The organism is Paenibacillus sp. FSL R10-2748 (genome assembly GCF_038005565.1).
Lineage (GTDB): Bacteria > Bacillota > Bacilli > Paenibacillales > Paenibacillaceae > Paenibacillus > Paenibacillus polymyxa_B.
This window is the reverse complement of record NZ_JBBOTK010000004.1, coordinates 42,041-67,733: the sequence shown is the minus strand read 5'-3', so window position 1 is coordinate 67,733 and position 25,693 is coordinate 42,041. Positions and strand designations below refer to the sequence as shown.

Annotated in this window: 22 protein-coding genes; 5 read left to right on the top strand and 17 right to left on the bottom strand. The window is 46.5% G+C overall.

The window, feature by feature from the left end:
- Positions 1-74: 74 nt before the first annotated feature.
- The 3 genes from NSS66_RS13405 to NSS66_RS13395 are packed head-to-tail and all read right to left on the bottom strand — an operon-like array spanning position 75 to position 2,403.
- Entirely contained in the window at positions 75-815 is a 741-nt protein-coding gene (locus NSS66_RS13405) for an NAD-dependent protein deacylase (protein ID WP_338532748.1), read from the bottom strand.
- Positions 812-1,582 (bottom strand): HAD family hydrolase, encoded by a 771-nt coding sequence (locus NSS66_RS13400; RefSeq protein WP_028542444.1) that lies wholly within the window; start codon positions 1,580-1,582, stop codon positions 812-814. Before NSS66_RS13400 ends, NSS66_RS13405 begins: the two co-directional genes overlap by 4 nt.
- Positions 1,583-1,596: 14 nt before the next feature.
- On the bottom strand, positions 1,597-2,403 hold the full coding sequence (locus NSS66_RS13395) for an alpha/beta fold hydrolase (protein ID WP_028542443.1): 807 nt from the start codon (positions 2,401-2,403) through the stop codon (positions 1,597-1,599).
- Between the two features lie 312 nt (positions 2,404-2,715).
- On the opposite strand from NSS66_RS13395, the gene NSS66_RS13390 reads away from it, so the two are divergent.
- From NSS66_RS13390 to ilvD, 3 genes are all read left to right on the top strand, one after another.
- Positions 2,716-3,750, top strand: coding sequence for an acyltransferase family protein (locus NSS66_RS13390; protein ID WP_023989893.1), 1,035 nt, complete (start codon positions 2,716-2,718; stop codon positions 3,748-3,750).
- Between the two features lie 176 nt (positions 3,751-3,926).
- Complete coding sequence (locus NSS66_RS13385; protein WP_023989894.1) at positions 3,927-4,175, top strand: KGG domain-containing protein; 249 nt, start codon at positions 3,927-3,929, stop codon at positions 4,173-4,175.
- Between the two features lie 343 nt (positions 4,176-4,518).
- Positions 4,519-6,207: a dihydroxy-acid dehydratase gene (ilvD, locus tag NSS66_RS13380; protein WP_023989895.1), complete on the top strand. Its 1,689-nt coding sequence runs from the start codon at positions 4,519-4,521 to the stop codon at positions 6,205-6,207.
- 99 nt (positions 6,208-6,306) lie between these two features.
- Here ilvD and NSS66_RS13375 read toward each other — a convergent pair whose 3' ends face one another.
- On the bottom strand, positions 6,307-7,692 hold the full coding sequence (locus NSS66_RS13375; RefSeq protein WP_338532749.1) for a polysaccharide deacetylase family protein: 1,386 nt from the start codon (positions 7,690-7,692) through the stop codon (positions 6,307-6,309).
- Positions 7,693-7,871: 179 nt separating this feature from the next.
- Between NSS66_RS13375 and NSS66_RS13370 the strand changes: the two genes are divergently transcribed.
- Positions 7,872-9,026 (top strand): AI-2E family transporter, encoded by a 1,155-nt coding sequence (locus tag NSS66_RS13370; protein ID WP_023989897.1) that lies wholly within the window; start codon positions 7,872-7,874, stop codon positions 9,024-9,026.
- Here NSS66_RS13370 and NSS66_RS13365 read toward each other — a convergent pair.
- The 11 genes from NSS66_RS13365 to NSS66_RS13315 form a co-directional block, all read right to left on the bottom strand.
- Entirely contained in the window at positions 9,014-10,789 is a 1,776-nt protein-coding gene (locus NSS66_RS13365) for a peptidoglycan D,D-transpeptidase FtsI family protein (protein WP_340959107.1), read from the bottom strand. The two genes, NSS66_RS13370 and NSS66_RS13365, sit on opposite strands and share 13 nt — an antisense overlap.
- 310 nt (positions 10,790-11,099) lie before the next feature.
- Entirely contained in the window at positions 11,100-13,349 is a 2,250-nt protein-coding gene (locus tag NSS66_RS13360; RefSeq protein ID WP_069079959.1) for a methyl-accepting chemotaxis protein, read from the bottom strand.
- Between the two features lie 224 nt (positions 13,350-13,573).
- Positions 13,574-14,905, bottom strand: a complete 1,332-nt coding sequence (locus NSS66_RS13355) for a peptidase U32 family protein (protein ID WP_013311519.1) — start codon at positions 14,903-14,905, stop codon at positions 13,574-13,576.
- Between the two features lie 32 nt (positions 14,906-14,937).
- Positions 14,938-15,867, bottom strand: coding sequence for a peptidase U32 family protein (locus NSS66_RS13350; protein WP_023989901.1), 930 nt, complete (start codon positions 15,865-15,867; stop codon positions 14,938-14,940).
- An 11-nt stretch (positions 15,868-15,878) separates the two neighbouring features.
- Complete coding sequence (gene mltG / locus NSS66_RS13345) at positions 15,879-16,907, bottom strand: endolytic transglycosylase MltG (protein ID WP_076265324.1); 1,029 nt, start codon at positions 16,905-16,907, stop codon at positions 15,879-15,881.
- 94 nt (positions 16,908-17,001) lie between these two features.
- Complete coding sequence (locus NSS66_RS13340; protein WP_013311522.1) at positions 17,002-17,307, bottom strand: DUF1292 domain-containing protein; 306 nt, start codon at positions 17,305-17,307, stop codon at positions 17,002-17,004.
- A complete protein-coding gene (locus tag NSS66_RS13335) occupies positions 17,304-17,606 on the bottom strand; it encodes a DUF1292 domain-containing protein (RefSeq protein ID WP_023989904.1) in 303 nt (100 codons plus the stop codon). The genes NSS66_RS13340 and NSS66_RS13335 overlap by 4 nt, the downstream gene beginning before the upstream one ends.
- Before the next feature lie 13 nt (positions 17,607-17,619).
- Positions 17,620-18,036: a Holliday junction resolvase RuvX gene (ruvX, locus tag NSS66_RS13330; RefSeq protein WP_014282932.1), complete on the bottom strand. Its 417-nt coding sequence runs from the start codon at positions 18,034-18,036 to the stop codon at positions 17,620-17,622.
- 9 nt (positions 18,037-18,045) lie between these two features.
- Positions 18,046-18,306 carry an IreB family regulatory phosphoprotein gene (locus NSS66_RS13325; protein WP_007431624.1) on the bottom strand — a complete coding sequence of 87 codons (261 nt, stop codon included), beginning with the start codon at positions 18,304-18,306 and terminating at the stop codon, positions 18,046-18,048.
- A gap of 136 nt (positions 18,307-18,442) precedes the next feature.
- Entirely contained in the window at positions 18,443-21,076 is a 2,634-nt protein-coding gene (gene alaS, locus NSS66_RS13320) for an alanine--tRNA ligase (RefSeq protein ID WP_023989906.1), read from the bottom strand.
- Between the two features lie 351 nt (positions 21,077-21,427).
- Positions 21,428-22,495, bottom strand: coding sequence for an AI-2E family transporter (locus tag NSS66_RS13315; protein WP_023989907.1), 1,068 nt, complete (start codon positions 22,493-22,495; stop codon positions 21,428-21,430).
- Positions 22,496-22,706: 211 nt separating this feature from the next.
- Between NSS66_RS13315 and NSS66_RS13310 the strand changes: the two genes are divergently transcribed.
- A complete protein-coding gene (locus NSS66_RS13310; protein ID WP_023989908.1) occupies positions 22,707-24,680 on the top strand; it encodes a methyl-accepting chemotaxis protein in 1,974 nt (657 codons plus the stop codon).
- Positions 24,681-24,842: 162 nt separating this feature from the next.
- Here NSS66_RS13310 and NSS66_RS13305 read toward each other — a convergent pair whose 3' ends face one another.
- Both NSS66_RS13305 and NSS66_RS13300 read right to left on the bottom strand, forming a co-directional pair.
- On the bottom strand, positions 24,843-25,055 hold the full coding sequence (locus NSS66_RS13305; protein ID WP_013311529.1) for a hypothetical protein: 213 nt from the start codon (positions 25,053-25,055) through the stop codon (positions 24,843-24,845).
- 10 nt (positions 25,056-25,065) lie between these two features.
- Entirely contained in the window at positions 25,066-25,587 is a 522-nt protein-coding gene (locus NSS66_RS13300; RefSeq protein WP_013311530.1) for a PRC-barrel domain-containing protein, read from the bottom strand.
- Positions 25,588-25,693 lie beyond the last annotated feature (106 nt).

Genomic DNA, 25,693 nt, shown 5'->3' with positions numbered 1-25,693 from the left:
CCTCTCTCGAAACATTGTAATGTCCATCACAACATCATCATAGCGCTTTTATCCAGGCGTTGACAAGAAAACGATTACAGACCTAATTGATGAGCAATTTTTTCCATAACTTTACCGATTGGATCGGTGATCAAAAGATCCGCCTTATGATCATACGAGGTGGGATCTGTATTCAGCAGCACCGTATGTTTACCACGAAAATAAGTAATCAAGCCCGCAGCAGGATGTACTGTCAGCGACGTTCCTCCAATTAACAGCAAATCAGCCTGCGAAATAGCCTGAACGGATTGAATAATGGTATCCTGATTCAGCTCCTCCTCATATAAAACGACATCCGGTTTGATAATTCCTCCATCTATCGGACATTTGGGTACAACCTCAGAGCTGTTCATCACTTCATCTAGATTGTAAAAGCGTCCGCATTCCATACAGTGGTTGCGATGCACCGAGCCATGAAGTTCTAGTACATTCACACTACCTGCCGCCTGATGTAATCCGTCAATATTTTGTGTCACAACCGCTTTTAGACGGCCTTGCTTTTCCAATGACGCGAGGAAATGATGACAACCATTCGGCTCCGCATCGGGATGCAGCATTTTGCTACGATAGAAGTCGAAGAACACTTCAGGATGCTTCACAAAAAATGAACGGCTAAGCATAACCTCAGGGGAATAAGGCAATTTCTCCTCACTTTGATACAGGCCTGCTGCCGAACGAAAATCCGGAATACCGCTTTCCGTCGATGTCCCTGCTCCGCCGAAAAAAACAATATTCTGCGATTGCTGTATCCATTCCGCCAACGTATTAACTTTCATACCCTACGCACCTCCAGCTCTTCATATCCACGAACAACCTTATCCGCATCCAGCAAATGACCAGAACGTTCTGCTTCTGGCGCAAATCCAATAGTGAGCCGTACTCCGGCACGCTTGCCCATCTGCATATCCCCATTGCTGTCTCCGATGACTACCACGTCCGCCGGCGACAATCCTAGTAACGCGCAGGCTTTTTCAGCCATTTCCGGGTCAGGCTTGCCGTATGTAACCCTATCATGTCCGATAATCTCGTCAAAATAGGATGTCAGCCCCATCCACTCCAAATGCTCCTGTGCAGCCTCTGTACTGTCAGAGGTCACAACCGCCAGCTTCAGCCCGGCATGGCGGCTTTGCTCAAGCAACGTCCGCAACCCTGGAAACACCTTCGCTGCCCGATGTCGCCGAATATCAGCCATCGCCGTTTTATTAAAGTCGCGGACAAGCCGCACAGCTTCATTCCACGGTACACCAGCATTATAAAGCTGCCAAGCCAGTACCCCCGTACTTTCGTCCACCGTCCCCATGGCCAGCGGGCCAGAAGGGTCGTAACCGATCACACGTCCCTCTTGATCGTGAACAGTACCTAGAACGGTACCTTTTTCCACCGTAAAACCGGCACCCGCCACGGTAAGATGCTGCTCCATCATATCCAGTATAGAACGAGCCCAGGGGCCCCACAACTGAATAAAATCCAGCAACGTTCCATCTTTATCCAATAAAATACCACGGCATGGGTACCGCTCCCCCTGCACGATCAGCTCAGACATGCAGCACACCTCCTTTACTGATTCTTAGAAGCCACATCCACACTCTCTTTCATCCAGTCCTGTAAAGCCGTTACCGTCTGATTCCATTGCTCGGCAGCGCTAATTTTTGCAGGATTATCCCCTTTTTGGACACCATAACTGCCGAATTGGGCATGATTTCCCCCTTCGACTGTAAAATACAGCGTGTTGGCTGGTAAATAAGTTCTTCCACTTTGGACATTTTCCATCTGGACGACTCCATCATCACTTCCCAGTAGAGAAATAACGGGCAGATTTTTATCCTTTAAATTACCCTTGTTATCCGGGTAGGAGGCGAGGAAAAATACACCTTTGACCTGATCAGGATGTGCAGCTGCATATCGGGCCGCCATCACACCGCCTAACGAATGGCCTCCAATAACAAACGCTTCTTTCGGATATGCCTTTAGCACTTCATTCGCTAAATCCGGGGAGATCAATGCAAGGTTCAGTGGCATTTTTGCAATGATCACATGATGACCCTTTTCCGCCAGACGGCGTGCCAAGGGCGCATAACTTTCGGGCTTCACCAACGCCCCTGGATACAAAATGACTCCGGCTCCGCTTCTTTTTACAGGCTCAAAACCAACCCAATGTTCTTGTTCATTTACTTTCACAGCATCCGCTACTTCAGCTAATGCAGCAGCAGCCGTCTCGTCAGGCTGATAAGGCGTAAATACCTTCCATGCTCCCCACCCTGCGATCAGTACAATGACAATCAGGATGCCTAAGAGAATTTTCCATATTTTCCGAGGACCACGTGTCCCATATGAATTGTATGATCTTCTTGTTCTTCTTCTCATTGTAAAAGTTCCTTTCGCCTTTCGTACCTCGTAATTCGTAATTTGAATATAAAATGTACCGCTGTATTCATCAGCGTAACTAGCCTTGTTAGGGTAACATCGTTGCACATACAGGGTCAAATCAGCATACATTTCCACGTCTTAGCCCATCTTTGTCCGGTGTTCAAGCTTTCGCCACACAATAAGGTTATGATAACGCTTACTATTGTGAATAAAATCACAATGATAAAGTCCAGAGTATCGTACCTTGTTCCTTGTAAAGAATTATTTTTTAAATAGTTTAGTCGGCAGAAGCCGTTCGGAGGGAAACACATGACGACAAGCCATGATGTACAAGGGGAAAGCTTCTTTCTCAATTTGCGATTTCTGTTGATCATATGCGTATTTGCAGGGAATGCTCTGGAGCCTCTAGTCGGTTCACTTCATATTGCCCAACAATGGTTCAGCTGGATATTCATGTTTCATATGCCGTTGTTTGTACTCGTTACAGGCTACTTTGCCCAAACTTCTTTGACCGGATCAGCAGGCCGAAAAGTTCTGCTTCAGATCGGTATGCAATATCTTATTTTTCAATCGCTCTATTCGATCTTGGATGTTGCACTCTTCCACGTTCCCCATATCCATCATTCGTTCTTTGCTCCTTATCTGCTACTCTGGTTCCTTGCCAGCCATATCTGTTGGAGACTGCTGATGCTGTCTTTTCAGAAAATACCACCTGTCCTCCAATTGGGTATATCCGTGCTGCTGGGTATCCTCGTCGGGTATCTCCCTGTGGATGGTATATGGCTGAGCGTATGCAGAACCTTTGTTTATTTGCCTTACTTTGTAGCAGGTTATCATTTGAATTATGCAGACGTTCGACGGTTCTTCACAGCTCCAGTCCGCATAATCGCTGGCGTTGTATCTCTTCTGCTTATGGTACTGGCGGGAACGTCGTATTTCGGCATCCCAGCAGGCTGGCTGTATGGCAACATGACTTACGGTGAATTGGGCCATACCGAATGGTACGCAGGAATTTACCGCATCGGCATTTATGGAGTTCAATGGATAGCATCCATGGCGTTCCTAAGCTTTGTTCCAGCTGTCACAGGACGTATAACCGAGATGGGGAGACGGACACTATATGTCTTTTTACTCCATGGTTTGATCGTCCGTACCGTCGTTGCAAAGGGAGTCTACGAATATATAGATACTCCAGTGGAAGTCATGTTGATTGTAGTGTGTGCTGCAGGTCTGTGCTGTATGTTGACCATGCCTTGGGTTCGAACTGCAACACGACCTCTGATTGAGCCACAGGTAGAGTGGATGCTAAAGCCAGCTCCTTATCCTTTTAGACGGTCCGCGTAATCTTTTTATCCATTTTTTATTTAACATTGAACACGCGACAACCCACTCACAGACGAACATGTAAGCGAGTCTACCCCCTCTTTACTCCACTTGGAGCCTGTTTCATACAGGCGTGATGTGGTAAGTAAAGGATGCGCGCAACAAAAAACAACTTTTTTATTAAGGAGTGATTTGTAATGGCACGTAATCAAAATCAGGGGAAAATGAGTCGCGAAGAAGCAGGTCGTATGGGTGGAGAAGCTACTTCCAAGAAGCACAATAAGGAATTTTATCAGGAGATTGGTAAAAAGGGCGGGGAAGCAACCGCAAACTCTCACGATAAAGAATTTTATCAGGAAATCGGCAAAAAAGGCGGCGATGCTACAGCTGAGTCGCATGACAAAAATTTCTACAGAGACATCGGTCGTAAAGGCGGCAGAAATTAAGGTGTAATATCATATTCCGCCCTCCTTTAACATAAAACAAGCTTGAGCCCATCCGCTTTATTGCAGAATGGGCTCTTTCATATTTTAACTGATACGCAAACATGTCAGTATACATATTTCTAATAGAATCAAATTCTAACTCTTCTAAATGCAATATATAGACAAATAAAACTGCTCATGTCTATATATTGTTGATTACAGAACCCTACTATTACTTTTTCAAAATCTTCATATATGTAGAAAAAAGCTCACATCTATGATAGACTCTTTAGAAAACATCTGCGCTATTACGGCGTCCATTGAACGCCATACTATTTTTATACTTTGGGGGGAAACCAGCATCATGACAGCTAAGACGAAAATGCGTTCCGATATGATTAAAAAAGGCTTTGACCGCGCTCCTCACCGCAGCTTGCTGCGCGCAGCGGGTGTCAAGGAAGAAGATTTTGACAAACCGTTTATTGCGGTATGCAACTCGTATATTGATATCGTACCGGGCCACGTCCATTTGCAGGAATTTGGCAAAATTGTCAAGCAAGCCATTCGTGAAGCAGGCGGTGTACCTTTCGAGTTTAACACCATCGGTGTAGATGACGGCATTGCTATGGGACACATCGGTATGCGTTATTCTCTGCCAAGCCGCGAAATTATAGCTGACTCTCTGGAAACTGTCGTTTCCGCTCACTGGTTTGACGGCATGGTTTGTATTCCTAACTGTGATAAAATTACCCCTGGCATGATGATGGGCGCATTGCGCGTTAACATTCCAACTATTTTCGTCAGCGGCGGTCCTATGAAAGCTGGTAAAGACAAGAACGGACGCTCTATTTCCCTGACCTCCGTCTTCGAAGGCGTAGGTGCATATCAGGCTGGTAAAATCGACGATCAAAGCTTGCTTGAATTAGAACAATATGGCTGTCCGACATGTGGCTCCTGTTCAGGGATGTTCACAGCGAATTCCATGAACTGTCTCGCAGAAGCAATGGGTCTGGCTATGCCGGGTAACGGCACCATTCTCGCAGTAGCAGAAGAACGTAAAGAATTCGTTAAACAATCTGCACGCCAATTAATGGAATTGATTAAGTTGGATCTTAAACCACGTGATATCGTGACTAAAGAGGCTATTGATAATGCATTTGCATTGGATATGGCAATGGGCGGTTCCACGAATACAGTATTGCATACATTGGCACTTGCCCATGAAGCAGAAGTTGACTACCCTATCGAACGTATTAATGAAGTCGCAAACCGCGTACCTCATTTGTCCAAATTGGCACCTGCTTCCGACTATCATATTGAGGATGTCCATAATGCAGGCGGCGTAAGCGCAGTGCTGAATGAATTGTTGAAGAAACCGGGCGCACTGCATGGAGACTGTATTACTGTGACCGGAAAAACCATTCGTGAAAACGTAGAAGGTCAGGAAATTCTGGATACTAACGTCATCCATAAACTGGACAACCCTTATTCTGAACGTGGCGGCCTAGCTGTATTATTCGGTAATCTGGCACCGCAAGGCTCCATCATTAAAGTCGGTGCAGTTGATCCTTCGGTTGGTGGTTATCACAAAGGTCCTGCTATCTGCTTTGATTCACAGGAAGATGCACTGGCAGGTATCGCCAACGGTAAAATTAATGAAGGACACGTTGTTGTTATCCGTTATGAAGGTCCAAAGGGCGGACCTGGTATGCCTGAAATGCTCGCTCCAACTTCACAAATCGTGGGCATGGGGCTTGGTGCCAAGGTGGGTCTGATTACAGACGGACGATTCTCAGGTGCTTCCCGCGGTATCTCCATCGGTCATATTTCCCCTGAAGCCGCAGAAGGCGGACCTATCGCTTTTGTTGAGGACGGCGATATCATCGAGCTGGACTTAAACAATCGTAAGATTGAGCTCCACATTACGGACGAAGAATTTGAACGTCGTCGCGCCAACTGGAAAGGCTTTGAGCCGAAGGTAAAAACGGGTTACCTGGCACGTTATTCCAAGCTGGTAACGAACGCAAGTAACGGCGGAATTATGAAAATCTAAATGCGTTGCCAAGATAGGATTACTTTATAAACAGCTAAAAGTCCTCTCGACCCTAACAAAGGATCGAGAGGATTTTTTTATTAGGTCATTAGGTTTAGCCTATTCAGTCATTTCGCTGTTGAGTGTATGGACATCATCTCGCTGTGCTGTTTGCTCAAGAGCTTCGTCTGAGCGGTGTAAGCCTCCCTGATGAAAACGGTCAAACAAGGTATCCATTGGCATCACAATCAGTTTCGGTACCATTACATCTTTTTTTTCACTCAATTGCTCTGAACCCAAAGGATGGATAACACGAAATAACAGCTTTAGATATACAGTGGACACATGCTTAAACAGTCCTTTGGGAAGCTCCCGAACTTGAAATCCCAACTTCTCTGGTCCCCGATGAATCATACTTACTGCGTATATCGCCTTTACACCCTTCATTTCAGAATCATGTACAATGCGTTGGGCCAGATCAGGAAGTTGTTTTTTTACAATCCGAATTAATTGAATAGCTAGATGTACCATCGACTTTGCCGTCGAACCCAATTGAAATAACTTTCTATTATCAAAATGAAGCTCAATTATCGGGTCCCCTTTTTCTAACCACCTGCTGTTCTCCATATTTACATTTGGCCCATGATAGATACGGCGACGATAATAAAAGATCGTATCCTCCTTGCTTACGGGACGAAGACGAAACAAAACATGGAATAGCCGCTCATACTGGAGCCATCCAAATACCAGCGTTCTTTTTAACCAGCCCGTACTGGACATCTCGGAGGCAGTAGGTTTATTGACAGACTGACGGCAAAACAATGTATCCACCCGTACGCTGCGTAATTGTCGTTCTTGGGCGACCCTCAGCAACTTCTCCAGTGCGATTAGCATATTCTGGGGCGCTTCCACGTCTGCCCCCAATGTCGTACCACAGTCATGGAGCAGCATCACCTCGCCACCCCTCAGCTTTTTGAGCATTCTCTCCGCTAATTGTTTCGCTCCGATGCTGGCCTTCCAGTCCCCGAACATGGAGGACCATAATACGATTCGACGACCATGGGTGTTGGAAATATCAAAAAAGTTCACTATCCCCCAAGGTGGGCGATAAAAGGTCGTTCCCTCGCCAGTTACCCGACGAATGACTGACTCTGTCTGAGCAATTTGTCTTCTGACGGTAACAGGCCTCATAAGCCAATTCGATTTGTGCACATAATTATGAATACCGATTAGATGACCTTCATCATGCATGCGTTTCAGAAGCTCAGGGTGTTTTTCTGCATTCATCCCAACAACAAAAAAAGTAGCCTTGGCATCAAAACGCTTCAGTAAATCAAGCAGCTGTGATGTATACACTGGATCAGGGCCATCATCAAAGGTGAGTGCATATTCTTGCTCACTTTTGCCGCGCCTGAACACCCGGAAACCAAATATACGACTAACCAGCGCCGGAATAAAAGCATAAAAAGTTGAAATGTAAAACATCCATAACAGCAAAGTCTGCACGTTTTATCCCCACTTTTCTATTCTGAACTCCCCAAGCAGGCTTCCTGAGGAAAACTCACTTACTTATATATTATCACAATGAAGCAAACATGCCGAGATTTCGCTATTGCATATGGTCAGCATTGAGGTCCAATTTAGTGTACAATAAATAAAAATCTAAAAGGAGTCGTTGTATACATATGCTTCCCTTGTACAAAAAATATTGGCGTACCGTTTTTGATATCGGTTTGATCGTATTAACCGTGTATTTAATTATGTTCGTATCCAGCAAACTGTATCAACTTGCCGCACCTGTGTTCCTTTCGTTCGTCGTGTTCTGGTGCATTGAACCTGCTGCCCGTTATTTTCATCGGAAAGGAATGAAAAAGCCTTTTGCCTCCGCACTCTCCGTATTGCTATTTATCATCCTCTTACTTGCTATTTTTTTCGGATTGGGCCTGATTCTGGTTACGCAATTTACGAAAGTCGCGCAAAACCTCCCACAATATACTCAGATTATCCAAGCGGAATTCACGCGATATCTTCATCTTTCTCAAGATAAAATCGCTGCTTTACCTCCGAGTGTTACTGAACGTGTGAATGATTATTTTGCGACTGCCACCACCATTGCTACGAAGTGGGCACAGCTAGGATTATCCTTTTTCATACAGTTCCTCAGTTCTTTCACTGTTTTTATGGGCAACTTTGCCATTGCCATCATTTTAGCGTTCTTTTTAAGTATGGAAATTAATCTTTGGAAGGGCATTGCTCGTAGTAAAACACCCAAGACACTAAAAACTGCTTACCTTTTTCTAAAAAATCACGTACTTAAAGCTATCTCCGCTTTTCTCAAGGCTCAAGCTCTACTGGTAGGGATTACCTTTGTTCTCGTATTTATAGGTTTACTCATTTTGCAAGTGGATAATGCCCTCTCATTGGCGCTCGTGGCAGCTTTGTTTGATATTCTGCCCTTGCTGGGTGTGCCTGTTATTTTTATTCCGTGGGCCGTGTATCTGTTCATCACAGGCAATACCGGCCTGGCTGTAGGCCTGCTTATTGTCATGGCTGTGACGGTGATCGTCCGCCAGCTGGCAGAGCCTAAAATCACTGGTAATTCCATCGGTGTTTCATCTGCCTATCTGATGCTTTCCTTTGCCATTATATCGTTGTCCATCTTTGGACTGGCCGGATTAATCCTGTCTCCCATTCTGATCATTTTGCTCAAGGAATTGTGGCAGCAAGGCTATCTGCAGAAATGGATTCGGTTTCCGACAGAGGAATTTGACGAGCCCCCGTTTATCGTAAAAATCCAGGAGGAAGATCGTGAAGCTACTCGTGGTACTCAAGAGGATTGAGCTAACAGATCCATTACTTGACCAAACAGTGCTGTAGCTTGATTTGCAGAATGTGTTGAAGCATTTTGCACAAGGACGGCGACCGCATAACGAGGCCGCTCTATCGGACCATAGCCTATAAACCACTGGTGATTGATAGGTTGACCGTTCTTTAAAGCTTGGGCCGTACCCGATTTGCCGGCCAGAATCCATGATTTATTACGCAAGGAGGCACCAGTTCCCTGTGTCACAACCTTTTCCATTGCTTCACGAAGCGTGCGAGCCGTCGATGTGTGAATCGAGCGGCTGCCCTCGGGTGAAGATGCAGCATGAGCAGGTAGTTCCAGTAAGGTGCTACCGTCTGCGTAGCTAATGCGTTTGACAATGCGTGGTGCATGTACTTGACCCTCGTGCAGCAAGGTGACGATGAGATTGGCAGCTTGGAGAGGCGTTACCAGCACATCGCGCTGACCGATAGCTGTCTGTACACGTACGCCCGGATCATACGCGTTCGTATGGGAGCCGAATACGGCTCCCTTTTCTTCTTGATCCAGCGGTCTGAATTGAGGTAGTCCTGCAAGATTCCGCTCCTGCCAGCCCACAGTTCGGCTCAATCCCAGTGCAGAGGCTGTGGCCTGAATTTGCTCAGGATTAAGCCGTTCGCCGAGATGAGCGAATACACTATTACAGGATACGGCAAGCCCTTCCTCCAGGTTCAGGGTACCGTGTCCTTCTTTTTTCCAGCAAGCCAAACCGTACTTGCCATAAGTTCCATGACAATGGAATTGTTCCTGCGGTTGGACAACACCTGATTCAAGTGCAGCAGCAGCCGTAACCAACTTAAAAATGGATCCAGGCGTTATCGCCTTGAGGGCACGATTAGACCAGTCTGTTTTTTTCTGGGGATCAACATGACCGGGATTATAAAAAGGGCGAGACACCATCGCCAGTAAATCCGCGTTGCCTGCATCGAGCACTACCACCGCCCCTTCTGCCAAATGACTAGATTCCGTCAGCTTTTCAATCTGTTCCTGTATAGGTAGATCAATTGTAGTCTGCACTTGTAAAGGATAGTGACCATTGGATGGAGCACTGACACGCAACGGTATATGAGTCAATGGACGACGCTGCGCATCTACAAATCGGGAGACGAACGTTTCACCGACGCCGCTCAGCAGCGGCTCCAGCGTTCTTTCCAGCCCGGCTGCCCCCATCGGCAGTTCACTCGCTCGGTCGGCACGTTCATACAGAAAGCCAAGCCATTGCCTGCCATTGGGCAAATCCCTGTAACGTTTCGCATAAGGTACAAGCTCAATAAGCGAAGGGGCTAGCTTCAGCAGCTTGCCTGCTTCATTCGGATTGATTTGTACGGGCTCTCCGCGCCCATCTCGCCATATGAGCGGGGATTGCAGCCCTTTCCATCGTGTCAGTAGTTGCTTTTTATTCGTACGCAGTAGCTTGGCCAGTTCTTCGCCATGTAAAGCCGCTTTGCCATCTACATCGGGAAAAAGCACTGGCGCCCATACGACTCCGCCAGTCAAGGGTTGCCCATGCCGGTCCGTAAACTGTCCACGTCCAGAGTCGATAGAAATGCCCTCCTGTCGCTGACGTGCTGACATTTCCTTAAGCGAATGCCCCCCATAGACGGACATATGAATGCCCGCTGTCCCCTGAATCCAAGCCAGTCGGAATAATAAAATCAGCAGTAGCGCCATCACCCCCAAGCCCATATATGCAATTCGACGTTTTCGTATGAAACTGCTACCACGCCTCGGCACACCCATCCTTCTTTCATCTTTTTTCCAGTAGTATGTCCTGTAGTTGAAAAAGAAAACCCACTCAACTTTTAACGTGAATGGGTTTCCGAATTTATTTGTATCTTGTGATGTCTGCTTCTGGGCTCCAATTTAAAAACTCGTCTAACGAATAAAAAACCGTAATAAAAATGGTAATGGCCAGTACAACCCAAGCTACCTTTGTGTTTGTATTCATCTTTTGCTTTCCTTCTTGAGGGATTTTTAAGCACATCTACTAATAAAAAGTACAAAACCACGGAGATCAGTGACAATCCTGATTTCCATGGTTTTGTTATATCTACACCGTAAACCGCGAAAGCTGTTCCTTCAAGTTCACTGATACTCCTTCCAGCTTATCCGACAAACCTACCAGTTGATTACCAATATTAGCCTGTTCAGTGCTGAGCGAAGCGACTTCCTGCGAAGTAGCTGAGGATTGCTCGGCTACCGCACTTACATTGGTCATTGCCTCGGACAAAGTGGTCTGCGATTCACTCAGATGATGAATGGAGGCAGTGACCGTTCCCAATCGTAGCGCGAACTCTCCCATTTGCTGCTGAACCGATTGGAAAATGTCCGTTGTTTCCTGCACGGCTCCCATCTGTTCCCGGAACAGCGGGTACACCTCAGATAATGCCTGTACCGTTTCATTCATTTCATTGACGATGTTGTTAGTAATGCCTGTAGCCGTACGAATAGCTTGACGTGATTGTTCAGCCAACTGCCGAACCTCATTAGCTACCACCATAAAACCACGCCCAGCCGTCCCCGCTCGTGCTGCTTCAATCGTCGCATTCAGTGATAGAATGTTCGTTTGTTTAGCAATATCCTGTAATACGTCCAGCACCTTAAAGACATCGGAAGTTGTCTTCTTCAGTTCATCTACTTTGCCCACCAGAGCATGCGTAGTTTCTTCCGTAACCTTAGTCTTGCTCAATAGATTTTTCAGCTGAATGGTCCCTTGTTCACTGGATTGTTCAACTTCTTGTGCGACCAGACTCATTTCATGATTGGAAGCCATAACCGTATCCATTTGCTGAGATATATTCCCGGTAAGTCCGCTGCCACGTTCAGCCTCTGTTGCCAAACTGGCGGCGCCATGAGCAATCTCTTCCGTTGCTGCTGCAATTTCTTTGGCTGAAATGGCTGTCTTCTTCGAGGCATCGCCTAGTTCCGTCGCTGTATTCAGAACCTCCTGAGCTGAGGCATTCGTCTGTTCTACCAGCAATGTAATTTGCTCCATCATCGTATCAAAGCTTTCTGACAACTGCCCAATTTCATCCTGAGCCTTATAGTTCGTTCGGATTTGCAAGTTGCCTTTGGCGCCTTCGACCATTAAATCCTTCAGATGTGTCAATGGACGAGCCACGAGACGCACGATCCACAGGCCAATGAACAATGCAATGAGTGCAGCCACTGCGGCAAATATCCAGGTTGTAGTTAGTATCCCCTTAGCGTCTTTCACCAGCTCAGATACAGGTACTACACCCACGAGAATCCACTTGGAAGTTCCCAGTGTATTATGAACCGCAAGCACACTTTGCTTTTTGCCGTCTGCTTCCTGCTCCATAATTTGATTTCCTTCGATCCCTTCAAGCTTGGACACGTAATCCAGCTTTGTCTTTCCTCCTGCCAAGCCCTCATTGTTAGAACCTACAAACTCACCCTTGTCTGTCACAAGACTAATCATACTGCCTGAACCCAAATTAATACCTTTTAACTCGTCCTCCACCGCACTGGACTTTAAATCCATAACCAGAACATAAGTCCCTCCCAACCCGGACATGCTGTTCATGGAGCGTGCCAGACGAAAGGTCTTGCTACCATTGTCATTCACCTGCGTAGGTAGCCAAACAATTCCTTTGTTTTTCAAAATATCCTTAAACCACTCTTCCTGCCGTACATCCTTTTGTGTTCCGGTGCCCATAGCAGCTAAATTGGTTTCTTCCGGGTACAAGTACATTGAATCAATCGCTTTATTCGTAAAAGCAAGATTCGTTAGCTTCTTATTCACTTCGCCCATAGCAACAAAAGATGCAAAGGGATTTTTATCTTGCTTTACTGCCTTTTGCAACTGATCACTTAATTCAGTATCGAAAAATACCTGTGTCGACGTGTCTTGAAAGCGCTCTAGAATAATATCAAGCTTTTCTGAAGTTTGCTGGACGGTCTGCTGATAAGCCGTAGCTGCATTTTGCTCAATCGTACTTTTAGCCTTGTAGTATGAGAGCATCCCCAAGCTGACCACAAATAACATAATTGCCGCAAAAAAGATCAGAAACAACTTCATTCCAACCGAACGTATCGGATTATAGTTTTTGACCAAATGCATGAAATCTTTACTGTACCTTTCCGGCTTAAGTAAACGCTTTAAATTGTGTGTACCTTTACGAGTTGCCTTAGCTACCCAGGGGGCAACCTTCGAAGACACCGCAACCTTTTGTTCCTCTTTATCCGTTGTCACTTTACTGCCTTTCAAACCCTGCATTTGATCCGTTTTCTTGGGTTGCCTTTTTGCTGTATTCCCCTCTTTTTTCCGTAAACCCATTTCTCTCACCTACCACCATATAATTAGTTTCTAATTCCACGTCATCCATTATGTATCTATTATCTATATAACTTCTATCGGAACTATTCGACAAGGAATGTAGCTTTCCTTTGAGTATCAACTAAATTTTGTGAAACTTTTTTCCTAGAAAACTATTCAAAAAAAAGCCTCTCCAACCGATAGGAGAGGCTTTTGAATCTTTTCACCTGTGACTTAAGGCTTATTTACTTCTTTTTACGCATCATATCAAAATACGATACGGGCTGATCTACCTTCATTCTAATTCGTTGAAGCGGGTGACGAGCAGCATCCAATTCGTTGCCTTCCTCATCCCAGATCGTTCCGACCGTTTGTTTAAAGAATGTTCCGTTCGGACCGAAAAATTCGATTTCATGCCCTGGTTTAAAATGGTTCCGTTGTTGAATGGTTGCAATGCCACTCGCGGCATCGTAGTCCATGACCAGTCCGGCAAAATCATAAGGGACTGCCTTTTCTTCCGGCTCATAAATATGATCTTCATGATCCGGTGTATCGTAGAAAAACCCTGTATTCAACGGACGATTGGCTGCCTTGTTAATTTCTTCAATCCATTCTGGTTTGAGCACATAATTTTCAGGATCTGCCATGTAGGAATCAATCGCTTGACGATAGACATTCACGACGGTAGCCACATAGTGAATGGACTTCATACGTCCCTCCACTTTAAAGCTGTCTACACCTACATCAATCAGATCAGGGACATTTTCAATCATACACAGATCCTTGGAACCCATAGAAAAGGCATTATCGCTCTCTTCGAACAGTGGAAGCTGGTTAACACCAAGCTGGAACTGTTTCAGTGCATTGCTCTCCTGTGCCTCTTCCTCAGATATCCAAACCTCACCTGGGCGGGCATCCTCAAACAAATCGTATTTCCAGCGGCAAGACTGACAACATCCTCCACGATTGGAATCACGGTCTGTAAAGTGATTGGACAACACGCAGCGGCCGGAAAATGAAGAGCACATCGCACCATGGACGAATGCTTCGATTTCGATGTCCACATGCTTTTTAATTTCTTCGATTTCCTCCAGACTGGTCTCACGTCCCAGTACCACACGCGGTAGTCCCTCGTTTTTCCAAAACTTTACCGCTTGCCAGTTCAGTGTGGACTGCTGTGTACTCAAATGCACTTCCAATCCAGGAACAGCACGCAATGCCACGGATACAATAGCCGGATCAGCGACGATAACGGCATGAATTCCTGCCTCGTACAGATTGCGCAAGTATTCTTCGATTCCGGCAATATCCTCATTGTGGGCATAGATATTGGTGGCTACAAGCACCTTAGCACCGTACTTGTTAGCAAATTCTACACCTTCGCGCATTTCTTCAAAACTGAAATTATCGGCGTTAGAACGCAGACCATATTTTTGTCCACCAATATATACAGCATCCGCGCCATAGTGAACGGCAAACTTCAGCTTTTCCAGATTTCCGGCAGGAGCCAATAGCTCCGGCTTATCCAGACGATTCCGTTTACCTATATATTTTCTCGTTTTGGTTATCGTCCCCATGACGTTCCCCCCTCTGTGAATTCATTTTAAAATTAATAAACCTGCTCTTTATAGAAAAATCCGAAGGAAAGTTCCCGTTCCGGATCTTGAAGACGGCGAACTTCATCCAGCCAGCTTTCATCATAAGCATAAGCATCCGGGTCAGCTGTATAATTATCTATGGCTTTACGATAAGCACGAACAACCGCCTCATTGTAAGCCGTAGGTTTCAATAAGCCCTCGATCTTAAAACTATGCACGCCCGCCTCCATCAGAATATGCAGGTCCTCCATGATACAAAAATCATCTGAACTCATAATATGTGTCCCATTAATATCCTCGTAGATGGGGAACTTCTCTTCCTTCCGCTCTGCTTCAATCAGAAACAAGCCGCGCCCTCTACCCAAATCGCCTTCCACATTACGTCCCTGGTGCAGCATATAACTTTGAACAAGCTTACGCTTGGAGTGATAAATATTGGTCATGCCATGTACCTGAACCTGTGCTTCTATGTTCAACTTTGGTATCATTTCGGTAATTTCATCCATACTGAGCTCACGAGCCAAAATGACCCGGGAAGCTCCTTTTTCACCCCAATAGTTGGCGGTTGCGAAGTTGGTGGAGATCATCTCACCGTTCCAGAACAGCTTAAGATGCGGGGCGTACTCCTTCACGGCCATGAGCACTGCGGGATCATTAAACTCAATGGCGTCTATGCCGCATCCAGCTAGGGTCTGCACATATTCGGGAAGGAGCGGCAATAGCTCGTTCGTCATCAAATTCGTCATGGATACGTATACCTGCGCCGTATGCTTCCGTGCCTCTTCCACCACTTCACGGATTTGGTCCGGTGTAAAATGTCCCGGCAGCCGCATTCCAAAGCGGTCATCTCCAATAAGTAATGCAGTAGCTCCAGCCTCCAGCATATGGCGGGCATCCTCCGGAGAGCTGGCAGTTGCCAGTAGTTCGGGTTTGTAAGCCATAGGCTCACCTCCTAATTTGTCTTACGGTTACTTACCTGAATGTTATGCAAATGTTCTTTATACGTTTTGGCAAACAAATGTTCATGTGTCCCATCTTTTTTGGTCACGTAAAACAAATAATCTGTAGCTTTCGGCTGTAAAGCCGCTATCACTGATTTCAGACTGGGACTTGCAATCGGCCCTGGTGGAAGTCCCTGATGCATATACGTATTATAAGGGCTTTCCACAGCCAAATCCTTGTAATACAGCCGTTCCTTTTGCTTATCCAGCATATATTGAACTGTAGCATCAATTTCCAGCTTCTTATCCTGTTTGAGTCGGTTATAAATGACGCCAGCTACTACAGACCGCTCATCTTCCACAACCACTTCGCGCTCTACGAGAGAAGCAACTGTCAGCAGTTGATGCAGCGTTTCACCCCGTTGTTTTAGCTTGGCATCCAAATCAGAAACAGTCTCCAGCCGTTTTTGCGTCTGTTCTAGCATCGCCTGTATAATATCTTTGGCCGTACTACCCTTTTTCAGCTCATAGGTTTCCGGGAAAAGATAGCCCTCCAGCGCATAGCGAAGCCCCGCCTGCTTTGGAATGTCCCGCACTAGCGCGACGTCAAAAGCGGACGGATCGTTGGCCAGCTGCAAAAATTGCTGCCGGTCTGCCAGTCCTTCCTTTTGCAGCTTATCAGCCATCTGTCTAATCGTAAAACCTTCCGGGATTGTAAAACGAATCATTTCCTCTTTGACAACATCTCCAGCCGATAACTTAGTAATCAACTGATCAAAGGTTGCGCCAGGCTTCGCCTCATATTTTCCGGCCTGAAATCCGCTTCCTTGCTGTTTGAATTTTACATAAGCCTTAAACACGAGCGCATTACGTATAAGTCCCTTTTGCTCCAGCGTATCTGCAATAGCCGATGTTCCTGTTCCCTGCACCACCGTAAAAGCAACGGGTTGTGTTTGGGGCTGAACAGGCTGCATGGCATTCCAGATATAGAGGGCTGCACCTCCTGCTATAATGATAAGCAGTAGAAATAACGTAAACATCCTTGTCCTTCGCTTCACATCCACCCAACTCCTTCACAGCCAAAAAGGGCGGACTGGTCCGCCCTTTCAGGTTTGATCTCATCGTTATCCAGACTTACAGTTCTTCCGGCAACGTACATTCGTCGTACAGCTCGGAAATATCTTCCCACTCATCATCATCTTCAATGGTGGTGATGGAGATTTCGCCGTCTGTGGATGAGCTTACATGGTAAAGTTCATGTTCGCCAACAGCAGCCCCAGGTCTACGCAATACGGCGTACCGTTGCTCACCTACCTTGAACTCTGCTTCCAATTCCATGCGAATCGCATGGCCCTGTTCATCCTGCAGCTCTACATCGCCGTCGAACGTTTCCTTCAAATCAGAGGTCCAACTCAGGTCTTCACGTGAATAGCTCGTCATTTCCCGTCTTCCTCTTCATCTTCTTCTACAAATGTATTAAAGGTCTCTTCGACGATTTCCCATTCGGCATCGTCTTGGATCACAAACAATTTAATATCATCGCCTTCTTCCTCGTAACGGAAGGCGTACACATCGGACTCATCAGCTTCAGGGTCCACTGGCGCAACCATCATGTACTTCGCTTCGGAACCATCTACCTCAAACTTCATAATGACCTCGAACTCTTCCTCGTTGCCCTCGTCATCGGCAATATAAATAATTTCCGGCTCTTCTTCCATACCCACTTGATTTTCAGCCATTACGAAATCCCCCTCACCTTGTACTGTGTGCGTCCAAATAGTTTTGCAAGATCAGGCTTGCGGCCAGTTTATCTACCACCTGCTTGCGTTTTTTTCGGCTGACGTCGGCCTCCAGAAGCGTACGCTCCGCCGAACGCGTCGTCAGCCGTTCATCCCAAAGGTGAACGGGTAAACCCAGTAACTCCTTGAGTCGGTTCGCAAACTCGATGCAAATCTCACCGCGTGGACCCACGGTTCCGTTCATGTTTTTTGGCAAACCTACAACAACCTCGCCCACCTCATTGTCACGAACTAAATTTGCAATTTTACCGAACTCACTGTCGTCACCGCGTCGTTCTATGACTTCCAATCCTTGGGCGGTCCAGCCGAAGGCATCACTTACGGCGACCCCAATTCGGCGATCCCCGTAATCCAATCCCATTACTTTCATGCCTGTCTCCTAACGGTGCTTGGCGAGATAGAAACGAACCAACTCTTCAATCAACTCATCGCGCTCTTTTTTACGTACCAGGCTTCTGGCATTATTATGCCGTGGCACATAAGCCGGATCACCGGATAGCAAATAGCCGACGATTTGATTGATCGGATTGTATTCTTTTTCCACCAGCGCATCATATACGGTCAACAAAATCTCCTGAGCAGAAGCTTCCTTCTCATCTGCCTTGACATTAAATTTGACCGTTTTGTCCATGGAATCCATTGTTGACACCTCGCTTCCACAAAACATGTGTACATGTTTATGCCAGCTTATTCTTTTACATCATACCATAAGCAAAGCCCTACAAGGAAATATCTAAGCCCGTTTTTTCCCAAAAATCCGCAAAAATTATCGAACTTTATCCTTGTGAGGCTGCCGACACCAGTTCATGCGCACGTTGAAGTGCTTCGTCCAGCTTGCTGGCATCCTTACCACCGGCTTGCGCCATGTCAGGTCGTCCGCCACCACCGCCACCGCATACGGCAGCAATTTCTTTCACGAGCTTGCCTGCATGAAGTCCAGCCTTGGTATGCTCTGCCGGAACTGCTACGACAAAATTAACTTTGTCGTCCATTGCAGCGCCGAGCACCAGCACAGCAGCCGGAAGTTTCCCTTTCAGTTCATCAGCAATCGCACGCAACGCATCCATGCTGGAAGCCTGCACACGTGCAGCCAACAGCTGCACCCCGCCTACTTGCACGACCTGATCGGTCAGCTGGCCCGCCTCAATAACGCTCAGCTTGCTTTGCAGCGATTCATTTTCACGACTGAGGTCTTTAATTTGTTGCTGCAAAGATTCGATACGCTTTGGCACCTCAGACAGCTTGGATTTTACAAGCCCAGCCGAAACCTTCAACAGCTCTAATTGACCTTCCATATATTCAAAGCCAAAACGTCCGGTCACCGCTTCGATACGACGTACACCTGATCCAATGCCGCTCTCGCTGACAAGCTTGAACAAGCCAATTTGCGAAGTATTGCTGACATGACAGCCACCGCATAGTTCAATGCTGTAATCGCCTACCTTAACGACCCGTACGATATCTCCATACTTTTCACCGAACAGCGCCATTGCTCCGAGAGCCTTGGCTTCATCAATCGGTTTCAATTCAATATTAACGTCCAGTTGGCTCCAGATGGCACGGTTTACACGCAGTTCAATATCCGCCAGCTCTTCTGGTGTAATGCTTCCAAAATGGGAGAAGTCAAAACGCAGACGCCCAGGCTCAACCAAAGAACCCGCCTGATTGACATGGTCACCCAGCACTTCTTTAAGCGCTTTGTGAAGCAAATGTGTAGCCGTATGGTTTTTCTCAATTTCTCCACGTGAAGCTTGATCTACTTCTGCTTTCACCGTATCGCCCACGTTCAACTCACCGGCTTCTACAACAACCTGATGCACATGCTGACCTTGTGGCGCCTTAAACAGCCCTTCGACCTTCGCAGTTACCGTACCTCCACGCAGCAAGCCTTGGTCACTGACTTGTCCTCCGCTTTCGGCATAGAAAGGAGTCACATCCAGCACGACCTGACAAGACTGCCCTTCACTAACACTGTCCACCAGTACATCTTCATATACAATCGCCACTATTTTAGACTCAGTTACGAGGTCATTATATCCAACAAATTCACTTTTAACCGCCAGATCGGACAAAGCTCCGCCCTGAATCTTCATGCTCGCGCTGTCCTGATGAGCATCACGGGCACGTTTTCGTTGCTCCTGCATCGCTTCATCAAAGCCCTCACGGTCTACTTTCAAGCCCTGCTCGTTCGCATAATCCTCTGTGAGATCGAATGGGAACCCGTACGTATCATACAGTTTGAAAGCATCTGCTCCGCTAATGACATTGCGACCTTCGGCCTTCGCCTGAGCACTGATATCGGACAAAATTGCCAATCCATCTGTCAGTGTTTCATGGAAGCGTTCCTCTTCCGTTTTGATCACTTTGATGATGAAATCACGCTTGTCCACTACCTCAGGGTAATACACACCCATGACATCCCCAACGGTTTCCACCAGCTCAAACATAAATGGACGGTTCATGCCCAGCATTTTTCCATAGCGCACAGCCCGGCGCAGCAAACGGCGAATCACGTAACCCCGTCCTTCATTAGAAGGCAGCACACCGTCACCAATTGCAAAAGCTACGGTGCGGACATGGTCAGCAATAACCTTAAGAGCCACGTCACTGTCCACATTTTCGTTATATTTTACTCCCGCCATCGCCGCTGTTTTTTGGATTAGTGGCTGGAAGATATCCGTATCAAAGTTGGAATCCACATTTTGCAAAATGGATGCAAAACGCTCTAATCCAGCCCCTGTATCAATATTTTTGTTTGGAAGCGGCGTATAGCTACCGTCTTTGTTATGGTTGAATTGTGAGAATACGAGGTTCCACACTTCCAGATAACGCTCATTTTCTCCCCCCGGATACATTTCAGGGTCCGTCATGTCGCTGCCGTAGGCTTCGCCACGATCATAAAAGATTTCCGTACAAGGTCCACAAGGGCCTTCACCGATATCCCAGAAGTTATCTTCCAATTTGATGATACGCTCGGCAGGAAGTCCAACTTTTTCGTTCCACAGCTTGTACGCTTCCTCATCCTCAGGATACACAGTTACAGCCAGACGTTCTGGATCAAAACCAATCCATTTTGGATCCGTCAGAAACTCCCATGCCCATGTAATGACTTCTTCCTTAAAATAGTCACCAATGGAAAAGTTGCCGAGCATTTCGAAAAAGGTGTGATGACGGCGCGTTTTGCCGACATTCTCAATGTCGTTCGTCCGGATACATTTTTGCGAATTGGCAATACGTGGATTTTCTGGCTTCACACGTCCGTCAAAATAAGGCTTAAGCGGTGCCATACCCGCATTAATCCACAGCAGGGAAGGATCTTTATGTGGAACAAGCGGCGCGCTTGGTTCAATCACATGTCCCTTGCTTTCAAAAAACTCCAGCCATTTGGAGCGGATTTCACTAGCTTTCATATAAGTAGCCTCCTAATTATGGTGTCACTGGTTCCTGGCACAGGCCATAAAAAAACAGAAAAACGCCCCTGAACGGATCAGGGACGATTGTATCGCGGTACCACCCTGGTTAACGCCGTCCCCTCTGTACGAAATGCCCATGCGCAAGCTGCACACCAACATTTGCTTAACGGACGATCGATCGCCTTGTTTTCACTGGTAACGGGAGCATCCCGGCGGGTTCAGCCCGCACTTCGAAATGAGCTTTCCCTACTGGATAAACACATTTAAACATACTCAACTCAGTATATCCGTGTCATTTAGCCGTGTCAACGCGATTTCAGACAAGATACATACGGTGTATGGACAAAATCAGATTGTTTTCCGCTTCACGTAATAAGCAAAAAAATGCTGAAGTCCTACCTTTAAAACTGCCATCACGGGAACCGCTAAAATCAAGCCGGTAATTCCCGCAATTTCCCCACCCACTAGCAGAGCGAAAATAATGGCTATCGGATGCAGATGCAACGTTCGTCCCACCACCTGGGGAGAAATGACATTGCTCTCCAACACTTGAATACAGGTGTTAACGACCACGACCAAAAGCACCATTTTTAAGGAGACCGTAGAAGCCATGACTACTGCCGGAGCGGCTCCCAAAAAGGGGCCCAAATACGGAACGATGTTAAAAATCGCAACCACTCCTGCCAGCAACAGCGCATAAGGCATGCCAATGAGCATATATCCGAGATAAGCCATCACTCCAATAATGACGCATACCAGTAATTGTCCCCTGACATAGTTGCCAAGCGCCTGATCAATTTCCTTAAGTACCGTTACAATCGCCTTGCGACGAGAACGCGGGAGGTAAGACACAATCGTCCGCTCGAACACATCAAAATCCTTCAAAATATAAAAAATGAGGAACGGTACAATGAACACATTGAACAGCATATTGATCATCCCGCCGATGTTATCCATAAAGTTAGAAATCCCTGTTGCCATCCGATTCTCTAGTTGGAAAAACCATTGATTCATACCCGTTCGCACCCCTTGGGGCAAAATGCCGCTATCCATATTCGTCATTAATCCTTGTGCATGCATGGTCAGCTCAGGCAGATGCTCATTCAGCTCATCTAGTTGTTCAATGAACATCGGAATCAGGTTCATCAGAATCACAACGAGACTGGCTAAAAACACAGCATAGATGAGCAGCACAGCTACGCTTCGAGGCACCTTGCGACCGCCCAGCATACTGACAACCGGATTAAGTACATAGGAGATGATCATCGCTACCGCAAACGGAGCAATGATTGTTTTCAGAAATTCATACAAATGCAAAAACAAAGGTCGCAGCAGCCAGATAAAATATAGAATGACAAGTCCCAGCAGCGTCCATATTCCGTACCGGAACAGTCTACTTTTCGTTAATTGCTCCATTTCGTGCCCCCTTACTGGACTAGCCTCCTTTAAGTATATGCCTGTACCTCTACTTTAATCCTTCCCGCGAGTCTGGAATGCCCCATAGATTACCATTGTAAAAAAATGATGAAAACGGATGAAAACAATTAACAAAGTCATTCCATCTGACGATATAAGTACAAAGCACTACTTTAAGTTTTCACATTTCTGAAACATCGGGGGTCGTTACATGAACTTAAAAATCAAGCTTATTCTCCTTTTCACTTGCATTGTTATCGTTGCAGCTGGGCCATTGTCGATCATTAGCATGACAAGCGTTAAAAATCAGGCCAATCATGATATCCAAGAGCTTATGAACAGCAAAACCTCCGAAACCGTCAATCAGCTCGACGGATGGATAGGTGGTAATGCCAAAATTATTGAAACATTGGCTGCAGGTCTGGAATCCAGCGATATTTCATCAGATGCCAAAGCCGTATCTCTGAAGGCAGCTTTTCAAAACTATAAAGATCAAAATATTTCCAATATTTACGCAGGCTTTGAAGATGGAGCCTACTGGGATGGATCTGGCTGGTTTGAAGCAGGTTATGATCCTCGCGCTCGACCGTGGTACAAGGATGCCAAAACCAAGGGAGAAATGTATTACTCGTCCCCGTACATTGATGCAAATAGTACGAATTTCACCATTTCTATTGCGAAGCCTCTCAAAAATTCGAATGGCTCCGTCACTGGTGTGGTCAGCGAGGATATAATGCTCAACGATATGACAAAAATAATTAAAAGCATAGACCTGAACGGATTGGGCTACGCATTTTTGATTGACCAAAATGGAGCCGTGATCGCGCACCCAGACAACAAGCTGGCTGGCAAAAACCTCAAGGACAATCCCGAGTTGGGTTCATCAACCGCGGCCCTGCTGAGCGCAGCTTCGGGAGAAACAGACTATAGCTATAATGGTAGTGACCGTCAGCTTTATTTTAAAAAGATGCCTAGCACAGGCTGGATTGTAGGGTTGTCCATTTCCAAAGATATTGCTTTTCAGGAGTATTACTCCACTCGTAATATGTTGATTATAACGGTTGCTATCATCTTGGTTGTCGCTATGCTGCTGGCGATCTGGGCGGCAAACAACTTTATTAAGCCGATTCGCAGACTCCAAGCGAATGTCAAACGTATAGCTGAAGGCGATATGACCGCTCGTGTGGATGTTAAAGGTAAAGATGAAATTGCCAGCCTGGGGACAGATTTTAATATCATGTCTGATAATCTCTCTCACCTGTTGCGCAAGGTATCAGATACGGCGGGCGATGTCAGCTCAGCTTCCCATGATATGCATCAGCACGCTAAGGATACTGGAACCATCGCGTCACAAATCTCCAGTGCAGTTCAGGAGCTTGCCCAAGGAGCGAGCGATCAGGCTGAAGCTGTATATTCCGGCTCTGAGAAGCTGACTCACATGACAGGCTCCATCGACCAGATTGGCGAAAGTGTTAAACGGACCCAAACTGCCGTTTTCGAAACAGATTCTGCCGTGCTTGCAGGGTATGAAACAGCAGAACGTCAAGCGAAACTGGCCGCCGAGTCCAGACAAACGACGACTGCGGCAGGAGAAGCCGTAGATTCGCTCGCGCTGAAAACTCAGGATATTGAGCGGCTGGCCGGGGCCATCCACGATATCGCCGCACAAACAAACCTGCTGGCCCTCAATGCATCCATCGAAGCGGCACGGGCCGGAGAACACGGACGAGGTTTTGCCGTCGTCGCGGGAGAAGTGAGAAAGCTGGCTGAGCAAGCGGGCAGTTCCAGTGACAGTATCATGAGTAAGCTGGAAGAAATTAAAATTGCAGGAGTACAAAGCGCGGAGGAAATGAAGAAGGCTCTTGCTGTAACTGTAGAACAGGAGCATGCTGCCATTGCAACGAGACAGGCGTTTGAATCCATTCGTGGGGCTTCTCAGCATATGCTTGCCCAAATTGAGGACGTTACCGCCGCTACAGATCATCTCCGTGTGAATGCTGGACATATTTCCGATGTCATTTCCAGCGTTGTCGCTGTTTCTGAACAAAGTGCAGCATCTACAGAGGAAGTGGCTTCCTCTGTGCAAGAACAAGGTCATGCCATGAACAATATTGCCGACCTTTCTGCCAAACTCGATTCTCATGCAGATCTTTTATTGGAAGAGGTCAAACGCTTTAAATTGTAGAACTAACCATCTTCACAAAAACGGTATACAAAAGAGGGTGCCCCAGCCAATATGGCCGTTCGGGGCACCCTCTTCGTTGTTTTTATCAAGCATTATCCAACCTACTAAGCGTATGTAGATCACACCTCTTAGCAAGCAGCCTGTCCACTTTCGGTGTCAAGCTTAGGAAGAAGCATGAATTTGCGGCAAGTCCTGTTGTGCCATCTCATCTCCAAAGAATAGGTCGTCCAGCGAACTGAGCGTTCCATCCTCTTCCACTTGGTAGACAGACATTTTTTCACCATTCACCTGAAGTTCGATAAAGCATCCCCAGCAATAAAATTGATGGGAGCCGATTTTGCCGATATCTTTGGAATTACAATTCGGACATCTCAATAAACTCACCCTATCCATTAACAGAATATATGGCTTTTTCCAGACGCTGCTCGCTTAACGGGGGAACCATAACAGCATTTTCCCCGATGGACATATCTTCGGTGCAGGGCAGCCATTTCCGCCCCTCTATAATATCCGATACAAAACCATCGCTGATTTCCAAGCCTATTATGTTATTGCCCATTTCCTGGTCAAAATAAACATCCGAGATGTGCCCGAGCATAAGCCCTTCCTCTGTTAGCACGGATAGATCCTTCAGTTTACCGGGTCCAAGCAAGTACGTATGTTGTATATCATGGGCCTCCGTTTTACGGACAGCCTGCTGATTGCGAATCATGATCGCATCCTCACCGTAAGCAACGATGTCATCCCAAGCAACCATTTTCACGTGAGAAGAAAAAAGCCCTTTTCCTTCCAACTCGATCCCTGTGATCCGCCAATCAGCTGTCACCATAAAGTCATGTATTTTACCAATCTGCTTCCCGTCCTCCACATCGAAAACGGCAAGTCCGATCATATCTTGAAGCTTCATATATAGGGTACCTCCTCATTCTGCAATCCGAACGAAGGTGCGGTCCTTTTCCTACATGCCTGTCAGACCTTGCTTCCGTTCATGCAATGAAATGGAAAACCGCCCC